The following is a 12,473-nucleotide window of genomic DNA, read 5'->3' as shown; positions in this document are numbered from 1 at the left end:
TTTATAATCTAATGAATTTGAAGCCGCAACCTTCAATGCAGGGAGGTGTCAGGGTAAGCCGGTGTGAGTCAACTTTATATCCTACTTCTATCGGTTTCGTTTTGTCATCTATATACAATGCAACCCGCTGCCCGTCTAAAATCTTAAACCTGACATAGCTGGGTATGGCATCGCCGCTGACCACACCTTCCCTCGTGAAGGTCAGGTACTTTGCATCACCCTTAGCAAGTTCATATTTTCCACTGCCATCACCTGGATCCTGATAAACTTCCCTGAGCTGCCACTTTCCATACAACTCTCCTGAACTCATCCTGTCCTTTCGACAAGCTAAACTGAACACCAATAAGCTGTTCAATATTAAAATTGTATATAGTTTTTTCATACCGATAAAACGAGGTGGGCTTGAAAAATGCTACACACGGCCTGAGATTTTTTTGCGCGGAATTAAGTAAAAATTTCCTCTGCCAAGGGGTAACAAAATCCAATCTTGATTGATATCAAGTAAATAACCAGAAAATATTACTTAAAAATCAAGATCATGAAATCAATACTACCAGCTTTTATCCTGTCACTGATCAGTGCAGCCGCTATCGCCCAATCTCCAGCTCAAAAACAAGATCAAGCGCCTGCGCAAATTAAAAACCAGGCAGTGGATCCTGCGCAAACTGTATCTTCCTTAGGTGCACTCAAGGGCGGATCAGGGGCAGCCGCTGCCTCCTATGCTGCCACAGGCAGGATAATTGCGCCTGACAGCAAGCCCGCAGACAGTACTAAAACTATCGCAGAAAGGAGAAGGGTTGAAGTACTAAAGAGCAACAAGACAGGTGATCCCAATGCCATTGCGGTTAACCCGCTTTATAGTGCACCCGGTAATACCGGCGAAAACCCACTATACAATCCGGCATCAAGGGCGATTAACGAATCAGGTGTATCCGTCAAACCAAAATCGAAAAACAAATAGCGCTTAACCGACTGAAGGTTCAATACTGTACTGACACTATAGGGTATTGGTTCGGCGAAACTGGCTTCCGTCGAACCAATACTAATTTAATTTTTAACGAACTGCAATTGCCTCAAGTTAAAACCACCCGCATCAATCAATATTCTTACCTGATGCTTACCTTTTTGCAACTTAAAACCATTGGTTTTTATCGTCTGGAAATTCCCAAAACCTCCTGTATCAGGAATCTTCAGCCCTTTCGCGATCAGGGTTCCATCAATGCTAAAGCCCAGTTCTCCAATGCGCTCTTTAGCCGCAACATCCAATGTTAACACATAGTTACCGCTTGCTGCAACATCGATCGTATATTGCAACCACTCTCCGGATTCGGTATTGCTCACCACATAACCGTCTCCCGACCATTCAATATCTACCCCATCATTCCTGTACGCTCCCCCTTTGTTACCTGGTGTGTGTTTACCTGTAGACACATGGTAATCTGCGGTATCTTTATCGAAATAAGCCAGGCCATTCCTGCCCAGATCATAATCTACCGCCTTAACCAGCAAACTTTTGCCAAGCATATGTTTTTTAAAAGGCTTACTTTCTGCCGAGCGGGGCTGGCGCATCATGGCATCGATCACGTCTCTATGAATGACTGTATTTTCCACTTTAAGGTCTTCAGCCAGTTTCATCAATCCGGCATAGGTCTGTTCCGCAGAGGGCTTGTCCCCTCTTCCGGCGGTATAGCGCAAAAGCGCGTCGTAACCAGGGTTGGATTTGATTTCCATTGGGTTATTGATCCCGATCTTTTTTAGCGGCCACCAGGCCCAGCCAATGTTATGCTTTTCAAATAACCTAATGGCTTCCGTAAACCAAACGTTAGAATTTTCACCGGTCTCCCCAATCCAGACAGGGATATTGTACTGTTCACGCATTTTCAGGATATGATCGGCGGAGGACGGATCATTGTAACTCCAGTATTTATGAAAACTCAACACCATATTTTTATCCCATGGCGGCAGAATACCGTTGTAATTGTTGCCCCAGCCATTCCCTTCTATAATTACGATGTGTTTCTGATCCACTTCCCTGATCGCTGCAGTAATTTCCTGCATCAGTTTCTTCAAAGGGCCATTGCCTTTTTCTTTGGTTCCATTTTTATCGCCGGCCGGATCCTGAAAGCCCCAATTGGGTTCATTCAGGATATCATATGCGCCAATCCAGGGTTCAGTGGCATAGCGTTCTGCCAATTTTTTCCAAAGGGCAATGGTCTTTTGCTGGTTGGCCTCGCTCTCCCATAACGAAGGCTTGGAAGGATCACGGTCAGAGATGTTCAGGTCGTTTCCTTGCCCACCCGGTGCAGCATGCAGGTCCAGGATCAGGTACATCTGGTTAGCCTTGCACCAGTTCAGCAAGCTGTCTGTCATGGCGAAGCCTTCCTCCAGCCAGGTCTGCTGTCCCGCAGCCGGTTCCTGATCTACAGGCAGCGTATACAAGTTGAAATGCATGGGGAGTCTGACGGAATTGAAGCCCCAGGCTTTCAGCGAATCAATATCAGCCTTTCGTGTATGATTGGCTAGCCAGGCTTTGTAAAAATTATCGCTCTGCGTTTTACCTACAATTTCAGCAATCCTTTCACGGATGCGGTACTGCTGTCCTTCTTTTCCGAATTTCAGCATGTAGCCTTCCTGTAGCATCCAACCCCCGAGGCCGATGCCCCTAAGCAATACGTTTTCATTCTTCTCATTCAGGATATTATGGCCATCGGCCCTCAGGAAGCCTTGTGCTTTCGTTGGACTGGTCCAAATTTGTGCAAGCATAAATGTGATGCAGGCTATTTTAGATAGGTTTAAAATCATGTTTTTATGGTTGAATGATAAAAGTAGAAATTGAATGTGGCAGACTCTGTACCTCTGCAGCTTTACCTGCCATCCACAGGTAATAAGGAATTTTGTCCGCGCTTCTGTTCATGACGACCACTGCCACATTTCCGTCTGTATTCAGAAAAGCGGTAGTCAGCAGCTTGTCCCGGTTGGATGAACTGGCCACACGAAAGGCTCCCGGACGTACGAATTTAGAAAAATGTCCGAGGTAATAATAGGAATTGGTGTAAATCAGTTTTCCGGTTTTGCTGTCGGCATGCAGGGGGGCAAAACAAAAGTTGCCCACATGATTGGGACCGCCCCTATCGTCCAGCAGCATGTTCCAGTCTGTCCAGGCGGTCACACCACTATTAAAATCATTGATCAGTGAATAGCCGTAACGCTCGCCGAGGTCCCAGCGGGAAACACTATCAAGGTTGAATTTTTCCACACAGCCCTCGGTCAGCATCAATTGCTTATCCGGGAATGCCTCATGAACCAGTTTGACATTGTCAAAAAGCATATCGCTGCCAGTCCATGTCTCGTACCAATGGTAACCGATACCCCATACATATTTTGCGGCTTCAGGATCCTTAAGAATCGTGCTTGCCCTTTGGTAAACCTGGTCGCGATTATGGTCCCAGGCAATCAGCCTTTTATCTGAGAGGCCATTCTTTTGTAAGGTAGGGCCGAGATGCATCTTAATGAAATCCCGCTCTTCCTCTGCTGTGAAGATACAGGACTCCCAGCGTTGGGTAGCCATGGGTTCATTCTGAACAGTAAGCCCCCAGATAGGAATGCCCATCTTTTCGTAAGTCTGAATGAATTTCACATAATATTTAGCCCAGGCTGCCCGATAGTCCGGGAGCAGCTTACCGCCCTTCAACATGTTCTTATTGTCTTTCATAAAAGCTGGCGGGCTCCATGGGCTCACAAAGAGCGGCAACTTGCCACCGGCTGCTTGTATGGCCTGGCGGATCAGTGGGATTCTGTACTTTTCGTCATGTGACACACTGAATGTTTTAAGTGCTGCATCATTTTCCTGAATGTACGTATAGCTGCCACTTGAAAAATCGCTGCTGTGTATCGTCGTGCGGGCAAGGGAGTAACCGATGCCGCTTTCTTTATCGTAATAGGCTTTCAGAAATTCCCTTCGGCTGGCTTCAGGTAAGGTAGCATAGGTTTCTGCTGTGGCATCGGTAATGGTTCCTCCAATCCCTGTTACAGACTGAAACTTCCGCTCAGGGTCTACGAAAATGCAGATTTGCGTTTCCAGGGGTTGCTTCATTTCTTTAAATACCAATTTACCGGAATTGCTCAGGCGTAACGCTGTATTGGCTGCGGTGGTAAAAACAGTCGCATTTTGCGCACGGCTCATGCCTGCTGTAAAGGCGAGTCCCAGCATCAAAAGCACTTTGGACAATTGGACTGGGTAAGTAGGTTGTTGCATGGTTATTCTATTTTTTTTGACTTCTTAAAAGCGATTCCAGGTAATAATAATCTGCATAATTGATGGGCACATCAATTTCCGAATGAGCAGGTCTGTGTCCGGTGCTGTGCTCCAGCAGGAAACCTTTATTTGTTCCTGTTTTCGCCTTATAGTTTTTGTTAAGGGAATACAGCAGTTGATCTGCAGATTTCCGATAGCCCCTGGTTGCATCGTATCCATCCAACTCATAAAGTGCAGCAGCGGTAATGGCAGCTGCAGAGGCATCTCTGGAGGTATTTGGGATGGCTGGATCATCATAATCCCAGTAAGGAACACCATCTGCGGGCCGCGCCTTGTGTTTGAGGATAAAATTGGCAATACCCCTGGCCTGGTTCAGATAGGCCGGGTTACGGGTTTCCCTATAGCACATGGTGAATCCGTAGAGTGCCCATGCCTGTCCCCTTGCCCATGCCGACTCGTCACTGTAACCTTGTGCGGTTAGCCTTTGCAGGACCTTACCGGTCTTCACATCGTAATCGAGTACGTGCCAGGAACTGAAATCTGGTCTGAAGTGATGTTTAAGTGTTTGATCGGCATGACTGACAGCGATCTTATAAAAGCTGGAATCTCCGGTCAGCCTGGTTACTTCAAACAACAGTTCGAGGTTCATCATGTTGTCGATGATCACAGGATATTTCCATTTGGTTCCGTTATGGTCCCAGGATTTGATCACACCAGCCACAGGATTAAAGCGCTTAACCAGGGATTTGGCCGACTGCACGATCACATTCCGGTAGGCTGTATCGCCAGTCAGCCGATAAGCATTACCAAAGCTGCAGTACATCATGAAACCCAAATCGTGGGTTCCTGTATTGAACTGCTCTTTTTTTATTTTTTGCGTATAAATTTCGGCAAGCTCTTTCCATTTGGCCAATTTGCTCTGTTCATAGAGGTACCAGAGTTCACCAGGGAAAAAGCCACTGGTCCAGTCTCCCGAGCGGACCATAACGAGTTTCCCATGTTCTGCTGTCCGCGGTGAGACCTGCTTTTTTGCTGCGGCCATGGTATCTTTTTGAATTTCCTGCAGCAGTATTTCCGTTTGTTCCTGCGCATCGGAAAAGGCCTGCGCTACGTTAACTTTCTGTGCCTTAAGGCTTCCCATCGCAAGGAAACTGCCTACAATCAGCATTGATTTCATTTGATTGGTGTTCATATGGTGTTTGGTTTATAGGTGCATGTTCAGATTGATTTAAAGCCAGATTAATGGATGACGGATAGGCAGGTTTCTGATTACCTCTTCTACCTGGGGGTCATGCTCCAGCCCTTTCCATGTCGAAAACCAGGCAAGGTCATTGAATGCCTGCGCACCGAACAACAAAAAAGGCTGGGCTACAGGCCAGTTGTCCCAATACATGACATCAGGTTTCAATGGCCATTTACCCTTGTCGGCTACGAAAGGCCATAGGTACCGGATTCCTTTGGAAATTGACTGCCCACCTTCTGCTTCAAAGGACCATAGGTTATCCTTTTCGGTGGATAAAATCTGACAGAGCATCACCATCGCATCCAGGTTAAAAATGGAATAACCGTAAGGCTTGGTACGCGCCAGTTCCAGCGGAAAACTACCATCAGCTGCCATCTGCAGCGGCAAGAGCACCGTTTTATACCTGGTTCGCATGGAGTCCAGCATCGCCTCATCGCCGCAAAATTTTGCAAAGGAGGCTACCTGCATCGCCCAGCAGGTAGAATGATTGTTGCGGATCCCTTTTTCCTGCAAGCCTGGCTTACTGGTGTTTAACCATTGAATGTATTGGGCAAACCAGTCTTTGATGCCCCTTGCTGTGTCTTTAGAAAAAGCATTTGATTTTTCCATCAGCATGGCGGCCTGAGCTACTTCCATCAGGTGAATGGTGTCTATGATGCCATAGTTTCGCCCGGTATGTTTACCCTTTACGGCCTGGGCATACAGCAGGTTCGGGTTCATCAGCGTTTTTGGGTCCAAAAACCAGGCTTTTAAATGCAGCAGGGCATGCTGTACATATTTTTCATCAGCCGTCAACTGGTAAGCAGAAGCCAATGCGCCCATGATTTTACTGAAACGGATCATTGCTTTCCGGTGTGCTACAAAATTATCAGGATTGGTCAATCCGTCACGCTCGATGTAAGCCCCGTCAGGATGTTTGGGATCTGGCCAGAAGTAGTCGGCTTCGGAGAAAAAATCATGGATACCTCCGGCACTCCGGGGCGATGAACTTGCAGTTACGGTAACAGGCTGCTCCGTCATGGCCCAGGCAGCTTCCTTCATCACCTGCGTTTTGAGCAGGGCTGTAGCAGCTTTCAAAACTACAGGGCTCTGACGCGTCAAAACATGCTGACCCTTTGTGGTCAGCATGTTCAGAAAGAATAGTATTGCTAATAAAACATACTTCTTCATCTATTCGGGAAGTTTATCCAGTGCGGGTACGTTTTTTTCAAAGCCACTGTATCCTTTGTTCTGATTGATCACACCGCCAGTATTGAAGCGCTGTGCGGCAACCGGGATCGGCCACAAAACGTGGTAGGCAGCGATCCTGAAATTCACTCCCTGCAATGTGGGCACGTTGTTTTTGTAAAAATCATTCTTCTCCATAATGCGGTCATAGAAAAAATTATTCTCCGAGAAATTGGCCAGGGTGTAGCTTTTTCCATTGTAAGCCGTCTTTCCTGTTTGCGCAAAGATGTAAGCGATACGGGTCAGTTCGGTCTTGCGGGGTTCTTCCCAGAATAGCTCACGGGCACGTTCATCCAAGATGGTCCCTATGGTAATCTTGCTCGCATCTGTCAATGGCTGTGCATTGGCACGGGAGCGTACCGCATTCAGATCCTGCATAGCAAGCGCCAGTTCTCCTTTCCAATAATACGCTTCTGCCCTGAGGAGATAGGTTTCCGCTACACGGAATACATACCAGTCGGTATTCGTACCGCGTGGTGGGTTCCAGTTCGGATCTGTAGCCAAAGCATTTGTAGAATTGATGAAGACTTTATAGTGCGGCCAGCCGAACCAGTGACGGATGGTATCCAAGGCACCATTCTGAAAACGCTGTGCCACATTACTTGCATCATAAGGCACGAGAGGCTGACCATACAAAGCCTTGTCTGCCGCATTTGAAGAGTTTTTTAATGCTGGATTATTGTAGACCAGATCGGTCATGTCCATCCACATACCTTTTGCATGCCGGTAATCGGTATTGTCGGTCCAAATGTATTTCGTGCTGTAAGGCGTTCCTCTGTACCTTCCGATCCCACGTCCGTACATTCGGGTCAACGGAATTTCCGCAGCAGCATTATCCGTCAGGGCGGTTGCGCCTGAAGGTGTTTTTACATTTGCAAAATGCCAGGCAGGAACAGTATTCCGCATCAATTGCGAACCCAGACTCGTTGCGCCCTGCAGGGTCTCCCGGTCTATTACGAGAAACAAAGACTCCCGGTTTCCGGGGATCGCTTTGTTGTCCATGCGGTGCAGGTCCCAGACTACATTCTTGCTTGCGTCACTTGCTGTACTTCCAAAACGGGCAGTCATCAATCCGTATTTGGCGCCATTGAGCACATTGCTTGAGGAAGCAATGGCATCATCAAACTTTCCTAAGGCCAGGTTTACTTTGGTCAGCAAATGGCTGACCGCCCCCTTGGTCACTTCTCCCCGGTTCACATTGTCGTTCACCCAGGTCTGGGCAAACTCCAGATCACTTTTCATCTTTTCCAGGATGACCGCTCTTTTGGTGGAGTAGAAATCAGAACGCGGTGCATCCAGGTCCTTCAGCAAAAGTGGCACATCACCAAACTGGTGCGTCAGGCGGTAATAATAGTAGGCGCGGTAGAAATACGCTGAGCCTAGCACCGCATTACGGTCAGCTTCGGAAGCATATTTCGGCACATCAATATTGCTGATGATCGTATTGGCATAGCGGACCCCCAGGAATTCATTGTCCCAGTACCAGCCAATTTTATTGAAGTCATCGCCATTCAGGTTGGCATCCGGGGTAATCCGGCTGACCAGATCCTGTGCAGGCGTACTTTTATCGGTAGTGCCTTCAACGGCAACATCAGAGAAGATGGATTCGGTCAGCATAGGCGCCGAGTCGCCAAAGAACTCCCGGCGTACATTGGCACCAATGCCGTTTAAAGCCGCTTTCATGGCCTCCAGGTTATTTAAGCTGGAAGGGCTATACGCGGACAACAAATCTGAATCCAGAAAACTTTTTTTACATCCGTTTGCTGCCAGCAATGCTGCTGCAGCAAATAGAACAGCGATTTTTGTATTGAGCTTATTCATAACTTATCTTATAAAGAAACATTAAGGCCTAGGGTATAATATCTTGGTGTAGGACCGTTATTTTCCGGATCCCAGTACACCCATTCGCGGGCATATACCGCAGCATTGTTCACATTTGCGTAGACCTTCAGGCCTTTCGCACCAATCTTCGCGATGATATGCTGCGGAAGCGTGTAAGCGACAGCCACTGTATTTAACCGGATAAATGAGTTATCTCGGAAAACACTGAAGCTGGTTCCGCTGGTTCCTGAATTCAACCTTGCGTAATCGTTGATCGGATTGGAAGGTGTCCAATAAGGCTGAACGTAGGAGCTCATCCTTGAAAAGCCGACACTGCCCGGTTGGTTTTTAGCCTGATTGTATTCCTTCTTTTGTCCCCAACTGGAAAGCAGCTGAAAGGATACGTCAAAATGTTTAAAGAGGTTGAATTCATTGCGTAGGGCAAAGAAGAACCTGGGTGTTTTGTAGCCCAGAAATTGTTTATCCTGATCGGTATATACATAATCTCCGTCTACATCCTGTAGCTTAAAATCTCCCGCTTTGATACTGGCCTTGGTATACTTTGCCGCCTCTTCCATTTCGTTTTCCTGCCATACCCCGAGGATTTTATAATCCCAGATCACATCGATGTCCTTTCCGATGAACCATCCATTTGCAGGATCGTTAGTAGGTAAGGCCAAGGCCTTGATCTCGTTCCTGTTAAATGAAAAATTAAAATTGGAATTCCAGGTCACTTTTCCTGCAGTGATGTTTTTGGAGGTCAGGCTGATTTCCATGCCCTTGTTGTTGATCTGGGCCAGGTTAGAAAACACATGATTGTATCCGGTTACAGAAGACAGCGATTGTTTCACCAATAAATCCCTGGTCTTTTTAGCAAAAACATCGATCGAGCCGCTCAACCTGTTGTTCAGCACCGCGAAATCGAGTCCGGCGTTGAATGCTGCTGTTTCTTCCCATTTCAGGTTCTGGTTGGCCATACGTCCCCCCAGGGCAACGGTATTGACTTCTGCCGCTGTGCCGCTTCCGTTTACTGTCTGGTACTTCGCTGCGGCCAATGTAGCCAGGGCTGCATAAGGCTCCACGGTTCCATTATCCGGGTTACGCAGGTCTCGGTTGCCGTTGATACCATAGGAGAAACGTAGTTTACCATAATTCAGCCATTTGAGTGGTTTTACAAATTCTTCTTCGGTAACGATCCAGGCAGCTGCAACAGCTGGAAAAGTGGCGCTCTTGAAGTTCAGTCCAAATACTGAGTAGCCATCGCGACGCACAGAAAGGGTGAGGTTATAGCGCTGCATCAGGCTGTAGTTCAACCGGGCCATCAGAGCATCACCGGTGTAAACCTTGTCCTCACTGTTTACACTTGGCTTTATACCGCTGGAGATGTTGTGGTAGCCCAAGATGTCGCTTGGTATAAAACCCTCATTTCCAGCCTGTGTCCACCAGGTAGAATACCGTTCGGCATTGGCCAGTAAAGTCACATCAAAATTATGGATCTGTGCAAAGGTCCTGTTCCATTTCAGTAAATGATCTACCTGCCAGTTGTACCTAGTCTCCTGTGCCCGCGTTACCGATCCACCGAGGATGGTCACATTGGGGTTCAGGGAAGAATTGTGCTGAAAGGTACGGTACATGTCTATTCCCGGACTAAAATTCAGCTGATATGTGATACCAAAGGGCAAAGTCGCCTTTGCAAATAAGCTGGCGAAGAGCGTATTCTGCCGGTTCATGCGGTGGTTGTAAGTCATGTTGAGGAAAGGGTTTCTGGCATTCAATCCTTCATCATCTGTTGGGATCCGCCTCAGCGTACCATCCGCCTTGTACATATCTCCATAAGGAGAAAGGTTCACCAGCTGGCTCCAGTCCGCCTCGAGCGCACCATCTCCGGTCCTGGCCTCGTCCCGGTCTGCGTACTGCACGTTCATGCCCAGCGTCAGAAATTTGGCCGCTTGTCCCTCCAGGTTCAGACGACCTCTTACAGTGCTGAACTGTCCGCCCTCTATCAGGTTTTCGTTTTTCTGGTAACCCAGGGACATATAATAATTGATCTCATTTTTACGGCCGCCCATGCTTAGCGTATGGTCCTGCCGCAGGCCGGTCCTAAAAATCTCGTCATACCAATTGACCGTCTTCCCGGCAAGGTAATTCGCTTTCTCATTGGCAACAAGGCCCAGCCTGTTTAGCCAAAGGTCTACCGGATCACCGGTTTGATTATTCAGCCATTGGGTCAGGCTAACTCCCTCAGGCAGGTTACGCGGATCATTATATAGATAAGGGGGCGTAACAGCGCCACTTCTCATGACGTCGGCACGCCAGTCCAGGAAGCCCTGTCCCTGGTAAACTTCCATGTTTTTGGAAAGATCAACCAGTCCGATATTGGTGTTCAGCGTAATGCTGGGCTGATCACCACGTCCTTTCTTTGTGGTGATGGCCACCACACCCGTTGCCGCTTTCGCTCCATAGACGGCGAGGGAACTTGCGTCTTTAAGTACATCTACCGTTTCTATATCGTTCGGATTGATGTCTGACAGCTGACCATTATAAATGATCCCGTCAAGCACAATTAGGGGCGCGGTCCCTGCAGTCAGGGTCGATTTCCCCCTCACTAACATGTCGCCTCCGCCTTTGGCACTGGTATTTAGGCTGATGCCTAATCCCGGAATGTTTCCTTTCAAAAGGTCGGCCACGCTTTGTGGATTTTCATTTTCCAGTTGCGCCGCTTTTACACTGGAAATCGCTCCGGTTGCATCTTTACGGCTTATAGTACCGTAACCGATGACCACAACTTCAGAAAGTCCTTTCGATTCCTCCTGGAGACTGATATCGATCTGGTTCCGGCCATTCACAGCTGTTTCCTGCGTGGCATAGCCTAAAGCTGAATAGACCAGAATGGCCTTGTCAGGCACAGAAATGCTGTAAGCACCTTCAGCCGATGTAGATGTTCCTGTTTTAGAATTTTTTACCTGGACGGATGCACCAGGGACAGGCGATCCTGATTTGTCTCTCACTACACCTTTTACGTTACGGTCCTGAGCAAAGGACAGCGCGCAAGTTGCAAGAAAGCACATCATGAGTAGAGTAACTCTTTTTTTCATTTTTACTTGGTTAGAATGATAAATACTGTGGTAAAACTATTTGAATTTTAGCACACCAACAAGTTAAAAAACACATAACATTCTGTAAAACAATAAGATATACACAAAAACAATACGCTTCAATCGCAAGCGGTTAAGAAGCTTTTAGTTGATTATGACTGCATTAGCAACTATGGGATTTTGGTCTTTGATACGCTAAAAAAACATCGAAAAAAAATTAAAAAATTCTGGCATCATATTTATCTCTTCAGTAAATACCATGAAAAGATATTTATTCCTATTGCTGGCATTTGCCACACAGTCTGCGTTTGCGCAGGATCAAACCACCATCCAAAAGGATTTCCAGAGCATTGTACAAAAGACCAGTCAGAACAAGATCTCTGAAGTACTGGACATGACCTACCCAAGATTGTTTGAAGTAATGCCGAAAGCTCAGATGCAAGCAATGGCCAGCGCTACTATGGGGGGCATGGGTATGAAATCCATTTATGAGCCTGTGCCGCTCAATTTAAAAATGAGTAAAATAGAAAAAGTCGGAGCTGCACAAATCTGCCTTGGCGCATATGACCAAAGCATGCGGATAGAATTTTCTCAGCCTGCTATGATGGACATCATGTTAAAAACACCAATGCAAGGCAAAGTGGTGGCCAAAGTAAACGATAAAACCATCAGTATCAAAGGGAGGGATTATTTATTGGCCATTAAAGACGCCTACACAAAAGGTACCTGGAAGTACCTCCGTTACGATGCCGAAAGTGAGGCACTCAATAGCAAAGTACTGAGTAAAGCGATCATTGCAAAGGCCGATCAATTGAAGGTGAACCTGAAATAA

General features: G+C 47.1%; 9 protein-coding genes. 2 read left to right on the top strand and 7 right to left on the bottom strand.

What is annotated here, in order from left to right:
- Position 1: 1 nt before the first annotated feature.
- Positions 2–382 (bottom strand): hypothetical protein, encoded by a 381-nt coding sequence (locus WAE59_RS09280; protein WP_337855670.1) that lies wholly within the window; start codon positions 380–382, stop codon positions 2–4.
- Between the two features lie 156 nt (positions 383–538).
- Here WAE59_RS09280 and WAE59_RS09275 point away from each other — a divergent pair, with 156 nt between their 5' ends.
- Positions 539–961, top strand: a complete 423-nt coding sequence (locus tag WAE59_RS09275; RefSeq protein WP_337855669.1) for a hypothetical protein — start codon at positions 539–541, stop codon at positions 959–961.
- Positions 962–1,047: 86 nt separating this feature from the next.
- On the opposite strand, the gene WAE59_RS09270 is transcribed toward WAE59_RS09275, so the two are convergent.
- The 6 genes from WAE59_RS09270 to WAE59_RS09245 are packed head-to-tail and all read right to left on the bottom strand — an operon-like array spanning position 1,048 to position 11,641.
- A complete protein-coding gene (locus tag WAE59_RS09270; protein ID WP_337855668.1) occupies positions 1,048–2,802 on the bottom strand; it encodes a cellulase family glycosylhydrolase in 1,755 nt (584 codons plus the stop codon).
- Positions 2,803–2,806: 4 nt separating this feature from the next.
- The gene (locus WAE59_RS09265) at positions 2,807–4,255 is read right to left on the bottom strand and encodes a glycoside hydrolase family 30 protein (RefSeq protein WP_337855667.1); all 1,449 of its coding nucleotides are present in this window, start codon (positions 4,253–4,255) and stop codon (positions 2,807–2,809) included.
- Between the two features lie 7 nt (positions 4,256–4,262).
- On the bottom strand, positions 4,263–5,447 hold the full coding sequence (locus WAE59_RS09260) for a glycoside hydrolase family 88 protein (RefSeq protein WP_337855666.1): 1,185 nt from the start codon (positions 5,445–5,447) through the stop codon (positions 4,263–4,265).
- 36 nt (positions 5,448–5,483) lie between these two features.
- On the bottom strand, positions 5,484–6,668 hold the full coding sequence (locus WAE59_RS09255; RefSeq protein WP_337855665.1) for an alginate lyase family protein: 1,185 nt from the start codon (positions 6,666–6,668) through the stop codon (positions 5,484–5,486).
- Complete coding sequence (locus WAE59_RS09250; protein WP_337855664.1) at positions 6,669–8,546, bottom strand: RagB/SusD family nutrient uptake outer membrane protein; 1,878 nt, start codon at positions 8,544–8,546, stop codon at positions 6,669–6,671.
- Between the two features lie 8 nt (positions 8,547–8,554).
- Positions 8,555–11,641 (bottom strand): SusC/RagA family TonB-linked outer membrane protein, encoded by a 3,087-nt coding sequence (locus WAE59_RS09245; protein ID WP_337855663.1) that lies wholly within the window; start codon positions 11,639–11,641, stop codon positions 8,555–8,557.
- A gap of 259 nt (positions 11,642–11,900) precedes the next feature.
- On the opposite strand from WAE59_RS09245, the gene WAE59_RS09240 reads away from it, so the two are divergent.
- Positions 11,901–12,473, top strand: a complete 573-nt coding sequence (locus tag WAE59_RS09240) for a hypothetical protein (protein ID WP_337855662.1) — start codon at positions 11,901–11,903, stop codon at positions 12,471–12,473.

It is taken from the genome of Pedobacter sp. GR22-6 (assembly GCF_037402555.1).
Classification (GTDB): Bacteria; Bacteroidota; Bacteroidia; order Sphingobacteriales; family Sphingobacteriaceae; genus Pedobacter.
The sequence above is the reverse complement of the archived record's forward strand: the minus strand, read 5'-3'. Positions and strand labels throughout refer to the sequence as shown.

Coding starts and splice junctions, on each gene's coding strand:
- WAE59_RS09280 (WP_337855670.1), bottom strand. CDS start 382: ATGAAAAAACTATATACAATTTTAATATTGAACAGCTTATTGGTGTTC.
- WAE59_RS09240 (WP_337855662.1), top strand. CDS start 11,901: ATGAAAAGATATTTATTCCTATTGCTGGCATTTGCCACACAGTCTGCG.
- WAE59_RS09275 (WP_337855669.1), top strand. CDS start 539: ATGAAATCAATACTACCAGCTTTTATCCTGTCACTGATCAGTGCAGCC.
- WAE59_RS09250 (WP_337855664.1), bottom strand. CDS start 8,546: ATGAATAAGCTCAATACAAAAATCGCTGTTCTATTTGCTGCAGCAGCA.
- WAE59_RS09260 (WP_337855666.1), bottom strand. CDS start 5,447: ATGAACACCAATCAAATGAAATCAATGCTGATTGTAGGCAGTTTCCTT.
- WAE59_RS09265 (WP_337855667.1), bottom strand. CDS start 4,255: ATGCAACAACCTACTTACCCAGTCCAATTGTCCAAAGTGCTTTTGATG.
- WAE59_RS09270 (WP_337855668.1), bottom strand. CDS start 2,802: ATGATTTTAAACCTATCTAAAATAGCCTGCATCACATTTATGCTTGCA.
- WAE59_RS09245 (WP_337855663.1), bottom strand. CDS start 11,641: ATGAAAAAAAGAGTTACTCTACTCATGATGTGCTTTCTTGCAACTTGC.
- WAE59_RS09255 (WP_337855665.1), bottom strand. CDS start 6,668: ATGAAGAAGTATGTTTTATTAGCAATACTATTCTTTCTGAACATGCTG.